The sequence below is a fragment of the Streptomyces sp. NPDC002896 genome (assembly GCF_040295225.1).
GTDB lineage: Bacteria > Actinomycetota > Actinomycetes > Streptomycetales > Streptomycetaceae > Streptomyces.
On the sequence record NZ_JBEOVA010000021.1, the window covers coordinates 102901 to 118004 of the forward strand.

Annotated in this window: 14 protein-coding genes; 10 read left to right on the top strand and 4 right to left on the bottom strand. The window is 70.7% G+C overall.

The window, feature by feature from the left end; translation table 11 throughout:
- The first annotated feature begins 49 nt into the window (after nt 1-49).
- Together ABT009_RS31760 and ABT009_RS31765 are read left to right on the top strand one after the other, a co-directional pair.
- Nucleotides 50-838 carry an ABC transporter ATP-binding protein gene (locus ABT009_RS31760; RefSeq protein WP_351302683.1) on the top strand — a complete coding sequence of 263 codons (789 nt, stop codon included), beginning with the start codon at nt 50-52 and terminating at the stop codon, nt 836-838.
- Nucleotides 835-2490 (top strand): transporter, encoded by a 1656-nt coding sequence (locus ABT009_RS31765; RefSeq protein ID WP_351302687.1) that lies wholly within the window; start codon nt 835-837, stop codon nt 2488-2490. The genes ABT009_RS31760 and ABT009_RS31765 overlap by 4 nt, the downstream gene beginning before the upstream one ends.
- Nucleotides 2491-2535: 45 nt before the next feature.
- Here ABT009_RS31765 and ABT009_RS31770 read toward each other — a convergent pair whose 3' ends face one another.
- Nucleotides 2536-3828, bottom strand: coding sequence for an ABC transporter substrate-binding protein (locus ABT009_RS31770; RefSeq protein ID WP_351302690.1), 1293 nt, complete (start codon nt 3826-3828; stop codon nt 2536-2538).
- A 117-nt stretch (nt 3829-3945) separates the two neighbouring features.
- On the opposite strand from ABT009_RS31770, the gene ABT009_RS31775 reads away from it, so the two are divergent.
- Both ABT009_RS31775 and purU read left to right on the top strand, forming a co-directional pair.
- Nucleotides 3946-4446 carry an SCO4402 family protein gene (locus ABT009_RS31775; protein ID WP_351302693.1) on the top strand — a complete coding sequence of 167 codons (501 nt, stop codon included), beginning with the start codon at nt 3946-3948 and terminating at the stop codon, nt 4444-4446.
- Nucleotides 4447-4637: 191 nt separating this feature from the next.
- Complete coding sequence (gene purU, locus ABT009_RS31780; protein WP_351302696.1) at nt 4638-5519, top strand: formyltetrahydrofolate deformylase; 882 nt, start codon at nt 4638-4640, stop codon at nt 5517-5519.
- A 35-nt stretch (nt 5520-5554) separates the two neighbouring features.
- On the opposite strand, the gene ABT009_RS31785 is transcribed toward purU, so the two are convergent.
- Together ABT009_RS31785 and ABT009_RS31790 are read right to left on the bottom strand one after the other, a co-directional pair.
- Complete coding sequence (locus ABT009_RS31785; RefSeq protein ID WP_351302699.1) at nt 5555-6976, bottom strand: zf-HC2 domain-containing protein; 1422 nt, start codon at nt 6974-6976, stop codon at nt 5555-5557.
- Entirely contained in the window at nt 6973-7551 is a 579-nt protein-coding gene (locus ABT009_RS31790) for an RNA polymerase sigma factor (RefSeq protein WP_351302702.1), read from the bottom strand. The genes ABT009_RS31785 and ABT009_RS31790 overlap by 4 nt, the downstream gene beginning before the upstream one ends.
- A 412-nt stretch (nt 7552-7963) precedes the next feature.
- On the opposite strand from ABT009_RS31790, the gene ABT009_RS31795 reads away from it, so the two are divergent.
- Both ABT009_RS31795 and ABT009_RS31800 read left to right on the top strand, forming a co-directional pair.
- A complete protein-coding gene (locus ABT009_RS31795; RefSeq protein WP_351302705.1) occupies nt 7964-8362 on the top strand; it encodes an STAS domain-containing protein in 399 nt (132 codons plus the stop codon).
- 205 nt (nt 8363-8567) lie between these two features.
- Nucleotides 8568-9080: an EF-hand domain-containing protein gene (locus ABT009_RS31800; RefSeq protein ID WP_351302708.1), complete on the top strand. Its 513-nt coding sequence runs from the start codon at nt 8568-8570 to the stop codon at nt 9078-9080.
- Nucleotides 9081-9118: 38 nt separating this feature from the next.
- Here the strand turns inward: ABT009_RS31800 and ABT009_RS31805 are convergent, their stop codons facing one another.
- Complete coding sequence (locus tag ABT009_RS31805; RefSeq protein WP_351302710.1) at nt 9119-10654, bottom strand: class I adenylate-forming enzyme family protein; 1536 nt, start codon at nt 10652-10654, stop codon at nt 9119-9121.
- A gap of 205 nt (nt 10655-10859) precedes the next feature.
- Between ABT009_RS31805 and ABT009_RS31810 the strand changes: the two genes are divergently transcribed.
- The 4 genes from ABT009_RS31810 (at nt 10860) to ABT009_RS31825 (ending at nt 15090) form a co-directional block, all read left to right on the top strand.
- Nucleotides 10860-12053 carry an amidohydrolase family protein gene (locus ABT009_RS31810; RefSeq protein WP_351302712.1) on the top strand — a complete coding sequence of 398 codons (1194 nt, stop codon included), beginning with the start codon at nt 10860-10862 and terminating at the stop codon, nt 12051-12053.
- A gap of 7 nt (nt 12054-12060) precedes the next feature.
- Nucleotides 12061-13227 carry an acyl-CoA dehydrogenase gene (locus tag ABT009_RS31815; protein ID WP_351302715.1) on the top strand — a complete coding sequence of 389 codons (1167 nt, stop codon included), beginning with the start codon at nt 12061-12063 and terminating at the stop codon, nt 13225-13227.
- A 20-nt stretch (nt 13228-13247) separates the two neighbouring features.
- Entirely contained in the window at nt 13248-14183 is a 936-nt protein-coding gene (locus ABT009_RS31820) for an acyl-CoA dehydrogenase family protein (protein ID WP_351302835.1), read from the top strand.
- Between the two features lie 370 nt (nt 14184-14553).
- Nucleotides 14554-15090: an ATP-binding protein gene (locus ABT009_RS31825; RefSeq protein WP_351302718.1), complete on the top strand. Its 537-nt coding sequence runs from the start codon at nt 14554-14556 to the stop codon at nt 15088-15090.
- The last annotated feature ends 14 nt before the right edge of the window (nt 15091-15104 follow it).

Sequence of the window (15104 nt, forward strand, 5' to 3'; positions counted from 1 at the left end):
CGCCGCCTTCACCCGTATCGTTCTCGCAGAAACGACGGGAGGCCGGCGAGTGGTTGACGAAGCGGCGGGCGTGCCGGCGGTGCGCGTGCAGGGGCTGTGGAAGCGGTTCGGGGAGCAGATCGCGGTCGCGGGAATCGACCTGGAGCTGCCCGCGGGCCGCTTCATCGGTCTCGTCGGGCCCAACGGCGCGGGGAAAACGACCACCCTGTCCATGGCGACCGGGCTACTCCGCCCCGACCACGGCACCGTCGAGGTCGCCGGCCACGACGTGTGGCGCGACCCCGCACAGGTGAAGGCCCGCATCGGAGTGCTCCCCGAAGGGTTGCGGCTCTTCGAGCGGCTCTCCGGCCGTGAACTGCTCTCCTACACCGGCAGGTTGCGCGGCCTGCCCGGCGCCGAGGTCGACAAGCGCGCCGCCCAGCTCCTCGACGTACTCGACCTCGCAGGGGCCCAGCACAAGCTCGTCGTCGACTACTCGACCGGCATGCGCAAGAAGATCGGGCTGGCCGCCGCCCTGCTCCACAACCCCGAAGTGCTTTTCCTCGACGAACCGTTCGAGGGCGTCGACCCAGTGTCCGCCCAGACGATCCGCGGAGTCCTCGAGCGGTACACGGCCTCCGGCGCGACCGTCGTCTTCTCATCCCACGTCATGGAGCTCGTCGAGTCGCTCTGCGACTGGGTCGCCGTCATGGCCGCCGGCCGCATCCGCGCCCACGGCACCCTCGAGGAAGTACGCGGGAAGGCGGCATCGCTGCAGGAAGCGTTCCTCGAACTCGTGGGCGCCGGCGCCCGCACTGCCCGGTCCGATCTCGACTGGCTCGGCGGCGGCGCCCGATGAGCACCACCGCGACCGCATCCGACGGCGCCACCGCGGAGTCCCTCACCTCCGTCTTCGTACGGCTGAAGCTGTCCCTGTTGCGCAACGGACTGAGGCAGTCCACCGGGCGCAGCGCCGCCTACATCGCTTCCATGGCCGTCGCCCTGCTCTTCGCCGTGCTCCAGCTGATCGGCCTCATCGTCCTGCGGAGCAACGCGCACGCCGCGGCCCTCGGCGTCCTGCTCGTCGCCGTGCTCGCGCTGGGCTGGGCCGTGATGCCGCTGTTCTTCCCCAGCGGTGACGAAACCCTCGACCCCACACGCCTCGTGATGCTCCCGCTGCGCCCCGCGCCTCTCGTACGGGCTCTGCTGGTCGCATCCCTCGTGGGCATCGGGCCGCTGTTCACGCTCTGCCTTGCGACGGGCGCGGTGATCGCGATCGCGCACGGAGCCGCCGCCTTCGCGGTCGGCGTCCTGGCGATCGCCCTCACGCTCCTCGTGTGCGTCGCCCTGGCCCGCGCCGTCGCCGCTGCCAACGTCCGGCTGCTGACCAGCCGCAAAGGCCGCGACCTGGCCGTGCTCAGCGGCCTCGTCGTCGCCATCGGCGCCCAGTTCGTCAACTTCGGCGCCCAGCGGCTGGGTTCGGCCGGCGGCCTCGCCCCGCTCGAGCCCTTCGCCGACGTGCTCCGCTGGATCCCGCCCGCGGCGGCCGTCGACGCGGTCGATTCGGTCAGCGACGGTGCGTACGCCACCGCGCTCGCCCAACTTGCCCTGACCGTGGCCGCGCTGGCCGCCCTGCTCCGCTCCTGGCAGCGCAATCTGACCCGCCTGATGACCTCGCCCGACGGTTCGACGCTCGGAGCCGCAGGGCCCAAGCCCGACGGGGTGCGCGGCTCGACGGGCCCAGCCCGCCTGCTGCCCTTCCTCCGGGCCGACGCCCGGGGCGGCACCCCCAGCCGCACCACCACAGCCATGGAACGCAGCCTGCGCTACATATGGCGCGACCCGAAGACCAAGGCGGCCTGGATCACGTCACTGGCCATCGGACTGATCGTCCCGCTCTTCAACGCCCTCCAGGGCACCGGCTCGATCTACTTCGCCTGCTTCGCCGCCGGAATGCTCGGCATCCAGATGTACAACCAGTTCGGCCAGGACACCTCGTCCTTCTGGATGGTCGCCATGACGATCTCCTCCACCCGCGACGCGTACCTCGAACTCCGCGGCCGCGCCCTGGCCCTGCTGGTGATCACCCTGCCGTACGCGACGTTGGTGGTCGTCCTGACCACAGCCATGCTCGGCGACTGGCCGGCACTGCCCGAAGTCCTGGGCCTGTCCTTCGCCCTCCTCGGCGCCATGCTCGCCACGGGCGCCTGGTCCTCGGCACGCTTCCCCTACTCCATTCCGCAGGAGGGCTACAAGAACGTGGCCCCCGGGCAGACCGGCCTCGCCTGGATCTCGATCTTCGGCGGCATGGTCTCTGCGGCCCTGCTGTGCGCCCCCGTCCTCGCCCTCACCATCTGGCTGCACGTCGCGGGCGCGGACAACTGGACCTGGCTGCTGCTGCCCCTCGGCACGGCGTACGGCGCGGGCGTCACGGCTCTGGGCCTGCGCCTGGCCGCACCCCGCACGGCGGGGCGGCTGCCGGAGATCCTGGCGGCGGTCAGCAAGGGGTGAGCGGGCGGCGAGGGCCAGGCCGGCTGCCGGGCCCGGGCCGGCGCGTCAGCTGTCCTCCAGCGTCTTCGCCATGTCGACGAAGCCCCGCTGCGCCGACACCATGCGCCCGTCGCTGACCTTCTGGAAGGTGACGTACGCGTTGACCAGGCGCGGGAAGTCGCGGACCGCGATCATGTCCTCGAAGCGCCAGCTCAGCGTCGGCGTGAGGCCGCCGGTGTGGACCTTGAGGCCGTCGTCGAGCGCGTCCCGGACGGTGTTGGCCGTCACCTCGCCGTCGCCGAGCGACTCGATGGCCTGCTTCAGCACGGTGTAGGCGATCCAGGTGGTCTGCACGCCCGCGTCCGTGGGGTCGATCCGGTTGTCACCGAAGGCGTGCTCGTTGATGACCTTGCGCATGGTGTCCCAGCGGGGGTCGCTCGACACGGGATACCAGCCGGTGACGGAAGCCCCTTCGTACACGCCGCTCCGGCCGCCCGTACGGTCGATGAGCGACTGGTCGACGGAGCCGAGCACCGAGGCGATCCTGACTGCCGGATAGTCGTCGCGGGTGCGCCGGAACGAGTCGAAGAAGGTGTCCGTGCGGTCGCCCAGCGCGGCCGTCACACAGCCCTTGGTGTAGGGATCCGCGCTCGCGCGCGAGAGGGCCTGCTGGGCCTGCGGCGTGTAGTCGGTGGCGTCCTCGACGGCACGTACGTCGATGGCCTTGCCGCGGCCGCCCGCGGTGAGGCCTGCGTCGAACAGCGCCGGGAGTTCGTCGCCTGCGATCGTGTCGGGACGTACGAGCGAGACGCGCGAGCACGTCTTGGCGAGCTGGCGGCCGAGGCCGGCCATCAGTGCGGGCTGACCGCCGTTCACGGGGTATGACAGCGGGCTGGTGAACTCCTCGTCGGTGAGGCCGTAGCCGCCGATGTAGGGGATGCCCGCGCCCTCCAGCGGGGCGAGGAAGGACCGGCCGAACTGGCTGTAGGAGCCGACGACCGCGACCACGTCCTCCTTGACCGCGCGCCGCGCGCAGTCGGCGGCGCCCACGGTGTCGTTGTGGTCGTTGCAGGTGATGACCTTCAGCTGACGGCCGCCGATGCCGCCGTTCGCGTTGACCCAGCGTGCATACGCCAGCGCCATGGCGGGCATTCCGGGCTTGTTGGTCGCCTCGGTCTTCTCGGGCGCCATCGTCATCACGGTGACGGGCTCCCTGGAGCCCCCCGTAGCCCCAGGGAGAACGCCGCATGCGGCGAGGACGGACGCACACGCCGCCAAGGCACCTGCAGCGAGCAGGACCGCCTTGGCCGGGCGGGGAGGAGCGGGTTCAGAGGGGCTCATGCGTCGCCTGCCGGTCATGGGCATGCACGATTCCGCCGCATCTCTAACCCGGGCATGATCTTGGGGCAACGCATGGTGACGCCTGGGTGAATTGCGGGGGTCGAATCGGTCGGCCGACAGGGGAACGTACTATCGGTGACCGTGCAAGGTTCGGAGAAGTCTTCCCGTCGCGGCCGCCGCTACTCCACCATGGGCGGCATGCCTGTGAACGACATGCCGTGGTGGCGCTGGCGCAGCAATGTGCGCTCGGCGCTCCACATGCTCTCCGAGCCCGGCTTCCAGCGGGACGTCTGGCTGGCTGGTGTCGAGGGGTACGGAGACGTCACCGACGCCGTGTACCGCCTGGTCGAGGACACCTGGCTGGACAACTGGTCCGCCGAGAAGTACGTGGGGACGATCTTCCGCGACTCGCAGGAGGCGGCCCTGGTGGACACCGCGGTGCTGCGCGTGCTGCGGATCGTGCACCAGGTGGGGCCGGACGCCCCGGTCTCCGCGTATCTCGACCACCACGCGTGGCCCGAGGCGGTGCGGGCCGCGCGGGACGCACACGTGCGGCTCGCGGTGAGCGACGGGGACGACCCGGACGCGCCGCCGCGGACGCTCGAGGTGCTGCGGATACTGACCCGGTCTGCCTGACGGGGCGGGCGCCGGCTGGGGCCGAGGATCAGCTCCCCTGGCCGCCCTTGCGGTCGAAGCGCGCCGCCTCCTGTTGCGTTCCGTGGCCGGGTGATGACTTTGCGTTCAGGGCTGCGGGCCCCCTCCCGGCCCTTGAGACGCTGAGGCGGTGCGATTGCCCGCCGCCGGGGCTGCTGTGGGACCCTGGCCGCATGAGCGAGCAGTCGGCTGGGTCTTCCGTGTCCCCTGAGCAGTACGTCCTTACCCTCTCCTGCCCTGACAAGAAGGGCATCGTGCACGCCGTGTCGAGCTATCTCTTCATGACCGGCTGCAACATCGAGGACAGCCAGCAGTTCGGCGACCACGACACGGGACTGTTCTTCATGCGGGTGCACTTCTCGGCGGAGTCCTCGGTGACCGTCGACAAGCTGCGGGCCAGCTTCGCCGCGGTCGGTGACTCCTTCCAGATGGACTGGCAGATCCACCGGGCCGAGCAGAGGATGCGCATCGTCCTGATGGTGTCGAAGTTCGGGCACTGCCTGAACGACCTCCTCTTCCGCGCCCGCATCGGCGCGCTGCCCGTGGAGATCGCGGCCGTCGTGTCGAATCACACGGAATTCGCCGAGCTCGTGGCGTCGTACGACATTCCGTTCCACCACATTCCGGTCACGCGGGACACCAAGGAGCAGGCGGAGGCCCAGCTGCTCGAGCTCGTCCGCGCGGAGAACGTGGAGCTGGTGGTGCTGGCCCGCTATATGCAGGTGCTCTCCGACGACCTGTGCAAGCAGCTGAGCGGCCGGATCATCAACATCCACCACTCGTTCCTGCCGAGCTTCAAGGGCGCGAAGCCGTACCACCAGGCGCATGCGCGCGGTGTGAAGCTGATCGGTGCGACCGCGCACTATGTGACGGCCGACCTCGACGAGGGGCCGATCATCGAGCAGGAGGTCGAGCGGGTCGGCCATGGGGTGACGCCGGAGCAGCTGGTGGCGATCGGGCGCGACGTGGAGTGCCAGGCGCTGGCGCGGGCCGTCAAGTGGCATGCGGAGCACCGGATTCTGCTGAACGGGCACCGTACGGTGATCTTTGCCTGAGGTTCTCCGTGCCGCTGGGGCGGCGCGGCGGCGGTCTACATCCTGCTCAGTGAAGCCGCTGCGAACAGTACGTCCCTGATGGCCTCGCGGTCGCCGTCCAGGCCTGCCACCGCCTCGTCGGGGGCGATGTGCCCCGCGGCCAGACGGGAGAACTCGACGCCGTCCAGGGCGATATGGGCCACTTCGTACTCGGCGGATGCGACGGCTCCGGGGGAGTCGAGGGCGATGAGCCACTCGCCGCCGCCGGCCCCCTCGACCTCCAGCCGCAGGGTGCGGCCCGGAGTCCCGGCGGCGACCAGCCGGCGGGGCGGGCTCGCGAGACCGGCGCGCCGCCGCGCCGCCAGCGCCGTCGGGAGGAGACGCGCCGCCAGGTCGAACATGTGGTGCAGATGGCGCGGGGCAGGCGGCTCGTACGGGTAGTCCACGGCGTCCGCGATGTCACCCGCGTGCACCCAGCACTCGAAGGCGCGGTCCAGCATGGAGTCGCGCAGGGGCAGTTCGAAGTCGCCGTAGTCGACGGAAAGACGGCCTGGACCTCGTGATCCCGCACCGGAGCCGGCAGCGAAGACGGAGGCCCCGGAGCCGCGCCCGGCCTCGAAGGCCACCGTGCTCACGAGCGTATGGGTCTGGTCGCGCCACGGCAGCCGTACCGCGCGCGTGGGCGGCCGGTGCGACGCGCGCCAGTACGCCTCCGTGCGCTCGGCCGGACCCGGACGGGACCCGCCCGCGTCACCGCCGCGCCCGGACGCCTCGACCATCGGGGGAAGATCGTCCAGACCGAGCGCGAGCGCCACCAGGCCGTCGACCATCATCAGATGCGCGAGGACCCCCGCGACCGTGGTCTTGCGGCTTACGAGCCCGTCGCGGTCGAACCACCGCAGCCGCACCGGGGCGTGCCACTCCGAGTCGCCGAAGTCCTGGAGCAGCGCGTCGAGACGCGCCGCCTCCGCGTCATACGGAGCGACCCAGTCCGGCACCGGAATGAGAGGCGGCCGACGGTCGAGGCAGCCCTCCAGGACCCGGGTGCGCAGCATCGGGTCGAGGTCGAGGGGCTCCGGCGGATGCAGCAGCGCCACCGCGTCGCGCAGCCGCAGCGCCTCCTCGGCGCACGGCCCGCAGGTGCCGAGATGCGCCTCGACGGCCTCGGCCTCCTCCGCGGAGCACGCGGAAAGAGCCCAGGCCCCCAGGAGCGACTTGAGGACCCGGTGCTCGAGTACGAGAGGCGCAGCCGCGGTCGTCGGCGCGCTGGGGGCGGCCGGCGGGAGGTCCGGCAGCGGCTGCTCGCCGTCCTCCACGGAGGAGCGGGGAGGTGGGATGCGCGGCGGCACGTCGCCCGGCCCGTTGCCGTGCTTGCCCCCGCGCCTGCTTCCGCTTCCGTTTCCCTTTGCGCCGTCGTCTCCCCGTGCTCCCCCTGCACCCCCGTCGTCGTACGGCTCGAACCGCTCGGGACCGTTCACCACGACCTCCCGTGTCCGGGCGGTGTCCCCGAGGCGCCGTTGTCGTGGGCCGTGGACAGAAGTTGCAGGCCCAGCCGGAGCCGGCGCCGAGCCTCGTCCTCGGTGACACCGAGGTCGGCGGCGGCCTGCCGGTAGTCGCGGCGCTGGAAGTAAGCCAGTTCGAGGGCGGCCCGCAGCGGCGCCGGCATGTTCGTCACGATGTAGTCGGCGCGGGCGGCCGCCGAGGCGCGGCGGACCTTGCGTTCCAGATCCTCCGTGGTGCCCGAGCCGTCCCGTGCCAGCGCCGCGGCCTCGGTCTGCCGCAGCCGCTGCACGGCCAGCCGGTGGGTGAGCGTGGCCACCCAGGAGCGCAACGGGCCCTGCTTGGGGTCGAACGCCTCCGGGTTCTCCCAGACATGGACGAAGACCTCGCGCGTGATGCGGTCGGCGTCCTCCTCGTCGCCGAGGACGCGGTGCGCCAGTCCGTGCACGAGCGACGCGAAGCGGTCGTACAGCTCGCCGAGCGCCGCCGCCTCGCCGCGCGCCAGTCGTTGCTGCATCCTGCGGTCCCAGCGGGGCGGTGATTCCTTGGCCATGGGACCCCCTCACCTGGTCGTGCCGCGCGTTCCGTGCGTCTGCCACCCTGTGTCGAATGTAGTCGGCGGTCACTGGGGGCACGGCTCTTTGCGTCAATGCCCGGCCAGTTCAGGCCTCGAAGTGGTATTGGCCACCCGAGGCCCTTCCGTCGACTTCTCTTGCGCGTACTGTGAGCATACGAGGCCCACAGGTGACCGAAAGAGACCGAACGAGTCCAATTGTGATACGGCTTGGGGTGCTTGGGTGGCCGAATGCACAAAGGTGCTTCACGAGATGCCGCTTCACCCGGATCCCTCGCGAGGGGCGCCGCACCAAGGGCTTGGATCCGGGGCGTTTCGTGGAACGGCGGCCGGGCAGCCGCGAAGGGGAAGCGAAGGAAAGGCTTCCGGATCGACTGGCGAAGGACGTGACGTGACACTGAGCGTGAGAGAAGGAGAAAAGGGCGAGTGGGTCGTTCTGCACGTGTCGGGTGAAATGGACCTGGTGACCTCGCCCTTGCTGCGACAGCGCGTGCACGACGCCGTGGCCGATGGCCGCCGCAGCCTCGTCCTCGACCTCTCCGAGGTCTTCTTCTGCGACTCCAGCGGGGTCGGCGTCCTGATCGCCACCCGCCGCCTGATCCGCTCCTGCCAGGGCCGGCTGCGGCTGATACTGCCCGCGCCGGTCCCCGACGGTGCCACATCCGCCGCGCCCGGGGGAGGCGCCCACGTCAACAAGGTCCTCGCCGCCCTGGGTGTACGCCGGCTCTTCGACGTCCATCCCGACGTGGCATCGGCCGTCGACGACGAGGCGGGCCCCCTCTCGGCATGAGCGGCGGCCCGGGCTCTCCGGGGGCCCCGCGCTTCCCGGCGCTGACCTGCGTCACGCCGTCGCAGTACGTCGCAGTGCCACGCTGTTGTTCCAGAATTCCTGCGGTCTTGGTACAAGCGTCGTTTTTCGTCTCGCGAACAGGCCCCGGCGTCGTACGCTCCCTGCCAGATGCACCCCCAAGTGACTTAAGGCGGCCCGACACCCCATGGTCAGCACCGAGTACGAACGCAAGATCGCTGCCCGTTTCGCCACGTTCGACCAGGACGGCAACGGATATATCGACCGCGAGGACTTCAACACCGCTGCCAAGTCGGTGCTCGCCGAGTTCGGTACGACAGCCCGGTGCGACAAGGGCCAGGCCCTGTACATCGGGGCTGAGGCGTTCTGGCAGGGCATGGCGGGGATCGCGGACCGGGACGGCGATCAGCGGATCACCCGCGACGAGTTCGTGAACGGTGCCGTGAAGCGGCTGCGTGACAACCCGGAGCGGTTCGCCGAGATCGCCCGCCCCTTCCTGCACGCCGCGCTGGCCGTCGCCGACCGCGACGGTGATGGCGCGGCCACCGTGCAGGAGACCGAACGCGTACTGAAGGCGCTCGGCGTGCGCGAAGACATCGCCGCCGCGGCCGCCGCGACACTCGACGCGGACGGCGACGGCCGCGTCATGGAGGCCGAGATCGTCTCCGCGTTCGCGAGGTACTTCACCGTTCCCGAGTAGCGGTACTTCACCGTTCCCGAGTGGGGAACGTCACCGGCTCACGTCCCCGCGAACCGCTCCCGCAGCCTGTACTTGAGGACCTTGCGCAGGGTCTCGTTGCGCGGAAGGGCGTCCACCAGCTCCAGCTGCTCCGGCAGCTTGTGCACGGACAGCCCTTCCGACCGCAGATGGGCCGTGACCGTCTCCAGCGTCAGCTTCTCCGCGCCCGCCGGCTGCTCCACGACCGCGCAGACCCGCTCGCCCCGTTCCGGGTCGGGCAGCCCGATCACGGCGACATCGCCGACGGCCGGATGCTGGTGCAGCAGGTCCTCTATCTCCTTGGCGGAGATGTTCTCGCCCTTGCGGATGATGACGTCCTTGACACGGCCGGTCAGCACCAGATGGCCGCCGGGCGTGAGATGCCCCAGATCGCCGGTGATGAGAAAGCCGTCGGCGTCGAAGACCTCCACGCTCTGCGCCGGGGCGAGATACCCCTGGCAGACGGCCTCTCCGCGCAGCCGCACCTCGCCGTCCGTCCCCGTGGGCAGCGGACCGCCCTTCCCGTCGGTGATCCGTATCTCCATGCCCTCGGGCGGACGGCCCTCCGTGGTCGCGAGGTTCTCGGCGGTGTCGTCCGGGTCGCCCATGGTGATCATGGGGACCTCGGTCATGCCATAGCCGTGCGCGAGCTGGCAGCCCATCTCGCGTACGACGGCGTGATAGAGCTCGGGCGGCTTGGGTGCGCCGCCGCCGGCGAGCAGGCGCAGGGTCGGGATGAGCTTCCGGCCGGGCTGTTTGCGCTGCTCGGCGAGGAACATCGAGTAGAAGGCGGTCGAGCCGCCCGCGACGGTGACGCCGTGCCGCCGGTAGTCCTCCAGTGCGTCAGGCAGCGCGAACTGCTCGAACATGACGGCCGGTACGCCGTACAGCAGCAGCATGACGGTGTAGTCGGGCCCGCCGATGTGGGCGTAGGGAAAGGCGATCGAGCCGACGTCGTCCGGTGACAGGCGCAGCGCGTGGGCCAGGCAGGAGCCGCCCGCGATCAGCGAACGGTCCGTGTGCAGCACACCCTTGGGATCCGAGGTCGTGCCCGACGTCCAGTAGATCCAGCGGACCCGCGTGCCGTCGGCGGGCGGCGGAGGCAGTAGGGCGGGGTCGCCCTGCGGGAGCGAGTCGTACGCCTCGAAGACGCCCTTCGCGCCGAGCCGCCGCGCCATCCCGGTGTGGTCGAAGCCCCGCCAGACACCCGGCACCGCGAAGTACTCGGCCTTCGACTCCGTCAGGGCGAAGGCGACCTCGCGGTCCCGGTAGAAGGGGATGACGGGTGACTGCACCGCGCCGAGCCGGGCCAGCGCGAGGGAGAGCAGGGCGGTCTCGATACGCGTGGGCAGCTGCCAGGCGACGACGGTGCCGGGCCGTACGCCCATGTCGTACAGGCCGGCCGCGACCCGCTCGGCGCGGTCCCGCAGGGCGCCGAAGGTGAGGTGCCGGTCGTCCTGGAACAGGACGGGGGCGTCGGGGGTGAGTGCGGCGCGGCGGTCGACGAGCTCCCAGAGCGTCCGGGACGCGCCCAGTGCGTGTGCGGTGTCGGTCACGGCGATCGTCCCCTCGTAACTGACGGCTAGTCAGATCGTGCGGAGAGCGTAGGGCTCTGCGCCTTGTCGGTCCAGGGGTGCGGGGCTAGCCTGGCTGGGGACAACTATCTGACGGATCGTCAGAACTGGCGGGGGTCGATCAGCGACGACGGGCGCCGACGGGCCGGGAACGGGCCACCGGAAACGCCGGAGGGAACACGGACACATGACCGAACTGCCTCGGATCATCAGCGTCGACGATCATGTGATCGAGCCGGCGCATCTCTTCGATACCTGGCTGCCGGAGAAGTACCGGGACCGCGGCCCCAAGCCGCTCACCGCCGGGATCGGGGAGCTCGCGTACGTCGGCGGCAAGTACCAGATCACCATGGACCCGGACGGACCGCCGACCGACTGGTGGATCTACGAGGACCTCAAGTTCCCGTACAAGCGCAACATCGCCGCCGTCGGCTTCGACCGCGACGACATGACGCTGGAGGGCATCACGCGCGCCGAGATGCGGCGCGGCTGCTGGGACCCGGCCGAGCGCCTCAGGGACATGGACCTGAATCATGTCGAGGCATCGCTCTGCTTCCCGACCTTTCCCCGCTTCTGCGGGCAGACGTTCGCCGAGGCGCACGACAAGGAGGTCGCCCTCGCCTGCGTACGCGCCTACAACGACTGGATGGTCGAGGAGTGGTGCGGTGACAGCGGCGGCCGGCTCATCCCGCTGTGCATCATCCCGCTGTGGGACATCGACCTCGCGGTGGCCGAGATCCAGCGGAACGCGGCCCGCGGGGTGAAGGCCGTGACCTTCAGCGAGATCCCGACCCACCTCGGGCTGCCGTCCATCCACTCCGGCTACTGGGACCCGTTCTTCGCCGTCTGCCAGGACACCGGCACCGTCGTCAACATGCACATCGGGTCGTCGTCCCAGATGCCCGCCGCATCGCCCGACGCCCCGCCCGCCGTCCAGGCGTCGCTGTCCTTCAACAACGCCATGGCCTCGATGATGGACTTCCTCTTCAGCGGGGTCCTCGTGAGGTTCCCGCGGCTGAAGCTCGCCTACAGCGAGGGCCAGATGGGCTGGATCCCGTACGCCCTGGAGCGCGCCGACGACGTGTGGGAGGAGCACCGGGCCTGGGGCGGGGTGCGCGATCTGGTACCCGAGCCCCCGTCCACGTACTACTACCGGCAGATCTTCTGCTGCTTCTTCCGCGACAAGCACGGCGTCGCCTCGCTGGACGTGGTCGGCCGCGACAACGCGACCTTCGAGACCGACTACCCGCACGTCGACTCGACCTTCCCGCACACCAAGGAGGTCGCCCTCGACCACGTCAAGGGCCTCGACGACGAGACGGTCTACAAGCTGATGCGCGGCAACGCCATCCGCATGCTCGACCTCGACTTCGACAAGTAGAGCGCCCGTGGACCTCACCTACACCGAGGAAGAGGAAGAGTTCCGCGTCGGCCTGCGCGAGTGGCTCGCCAAGGTGCTGCCCGGTCTCCCGCCGAAGCCCGACCCGGGCGACTGGCCCGCGCGCAGAGCGTACGACCTCGGCTGGCAGCGGATGCTGTACGACGCCGGGTACGCGGGACTGCACTGGCCCGTCGACGCGGGCGGCCGCGGAGCGACCCCGACCCAGCACCTGATCTTCCTCGAGGAGACCGAACGGGCCGGAGCGCCCTACGTCGGCGCCAACTTCGTGGGGCTGCTGCACGCGGGCCCCACGATCGCCGCGGAAGGGACGGCGGAGCAGCGGGCCCGCTGGCTGCCGCCGATCCTGCGCGGCGAGGAGGTCTGGTGCCAGGGCTTCAGCGAACCGGACGCCGGCTCGGACCTCGCATCGCTGCGTACGAAGGCCGTCCGCGACGGCGACGACTACGTCATCACCGGCTCGAAGATCTGGACGTCGCACGCCGAGGTCGCGGACTGGTGCGAACTCCTCGTACGCACGCACCCCGTCAGCGACGACGTGCCCAAGCACCGCGGCATCTCCTGGCTCGTGATGCCGATGGACGCGCCCGGCGTCACGGTCCGCCCGCTGCGAACCCTTGCGGGCTCGACGGAGTTCGCGGAGGTCTTCCTCGACGAGGTGCGGGTGCCGGCCGCGAACCGGGTGGGCGCGGAGAACGACGGCTGGCGCGTGACGATGGTGACGCTGTCCTTCGAGCGCGGCACGGCGTTCGTAGGCGAGGTCGTGGCCTGCCGGCGGGTGCTCGGAGAACTCGCCCGCGAGGCCCGGGCGAACGGCCGCTGGGACGATGCCGCGCTCAGACACCGCCTGGGCAGGCTGAACGCGGAGTTCCGGGCCCTGTGGCGGCTCACCCAGTGGAACGTGAGCGAGTCGGAGAGGACCGGCGGGGTGCCGGGCGTCGGCGGCTCGGTGTTCAAGCTCCGGTACTCGCACGCCCGCCAGGAGCTGTACGACACCGCGGCCGAGGTCCTCGGCCCCGACTCCCTCGACGTGTCCCGCGAGTGGACCCTGGACCGGCTGTCGTCCCTCTCGTACACCATCGCCGCCGGCACATCCCAGATCCAGCAGAACATCGTCGCCGAGCGCATCCTCGGCCTCCCGAAGGACCGCAATTAACGGAAGGACGGGTGAGCCGGGTGCACTTCCAACTGACGGACGACCAGCGCGCCTTGCAGGCCGGCGTACGGGAGCTGCTGGCCGGCCGCTTCGGGCGCGATGCGCTTCGGGCGGCCGTCGACCAGGCCGGCGTGGACGGTTCGGGGGCCCGGCTGGACCGCGGCCTGTGGCGCGAGCTCGGCGAGGCCGGGTTCTTCGCGCTGCGCCTCCCGGAGGCGGACGGCGGGGTCGGGCTTGGACTGCCGGAGGCCGTGCTGGCTTTCGAGGAGGCGGGGCGCGCGCTGCTGCCGGGACCACTGGTGGCGACGCACCTGGCCGCGGGCACCGTCCCCGGAGCCGCCGAGGGGCTGACCGTGGTCACGGCCGTGGACGGGACACTGGTGGAGTGGCTGGACGAGGCCGATGTCGTACGTGGGGATGCCTCCGGGGCGGTGCCCTTGCGCTCCGTTGATCCGCTGACGCCCTTGCACAGGGTTCTGGAAGCGGGCGTGGGAAACCCCACCGCACCGGCCGACGGCCCTGATTCGGCGGCCTCCGACACCGCCGTACTCCTCACCGCAGCCGAGCAGTTCGGCGGCGCCGCCCGCACCTGCGAGATGGCGGTGCAATACGCCCGCGAGCGCGAGCAGTTCGGCCGCCCGATCGGCTCCTTCCAGGCGGTCAAACACCTCTGCGCCCAGATGCTCGTACGCACCGAGGTGGCGCGCGCCGCGGTCTACGCCGCCGCCGTGACCGCCGACCCGCTCGACATCGCCGCCGCCCGGCTCCTCGCCGACGAGGCGGCGGTCCGCGGGGCCCGCGACTGCCTCCAGATCCACGGCGGCATGGGCTTCACCTGGGAGGCCGACGTACATATGTACCTGAAACGGGCATGGGTGAGGGTTCGGCGAGGGCAGGGCACGACGGCGCCCGAGGAGTCCCTGGCGGCGGACCTGCTGGTACCGGAGAAACGGTAACCCTGCGTCGATACACGGTTGTGTCCTAGGCGTGACTCGTCACAACCAGGAGTCACGTCCCGGCTCGGGTACCTTGTGTGGGATGCGACCGGTTGTGAGACTGAGCCATCCCGGAGTTGCCCCTGCGGCGACGCCGGAGCGGACGATGCGTGCCGGTCACAGGGCACGGCGGAGCGGCGTACCCGCCTGTTCGACCCCCCGCAGCACGCGTCGCACAGTATGCCGCACGCGTACTCCTTCGCGCTGGAATATGCCCGAAGCGCTTGTTGGGGTGACTGTACGTCAACCATGCTGTCTCACAAGGGGATCACGGTCCGTGACCCCGTGTAGGCGCGAGGCGATGTGTCCGCCGGTTCGGATGGTGTGAGCGGTGCAGGTGCTTCAGGTGCAGATCGAGGTCCGGCCCGACCCCGCGGAAGTGGGGCGGGCGCGGAGATGGGCCAGGTCGCGGCTCGCCGGATCCGGCATAGAGGCCGACGAGCCGCTGGCCGAGACGCTCGTCCTGCTCGTGTCCGAACTGGTCACCAACGCCGTCGTGCACACCGGCTGCCCCGCCGTGCTGCGCCTCCTCCTCCCTTGTGTGCCCGCAATCCCTCCCGGCACGGTCCGCGTCGAGGTCGCCGACTCCAGCGCGCGGGCCCCGCGGCCGCGGCAGGCCGAAGGCGACGAGACGAACGGGCGCGGCCTGGCTCTGGTCGACGGACTGGCCGACCGCTGGGGCTGGCAGCACGAAGGAGCGGGCAAGCGCATCTGGTGCGAGGTGGACCGCTGCGAAACGGTGGCGACCTCGACCGCCACGTCGTACGAGGCGACGTCGTACGAGGCGACGGCGCACGGAGGCGCGGGGTTCGGGAGTGCGGCGTATGAAGGCGCGGCGTACGAAGGCGTGCAGGCAGAGGCCGTGTAGGCAAAGCCCTGCAG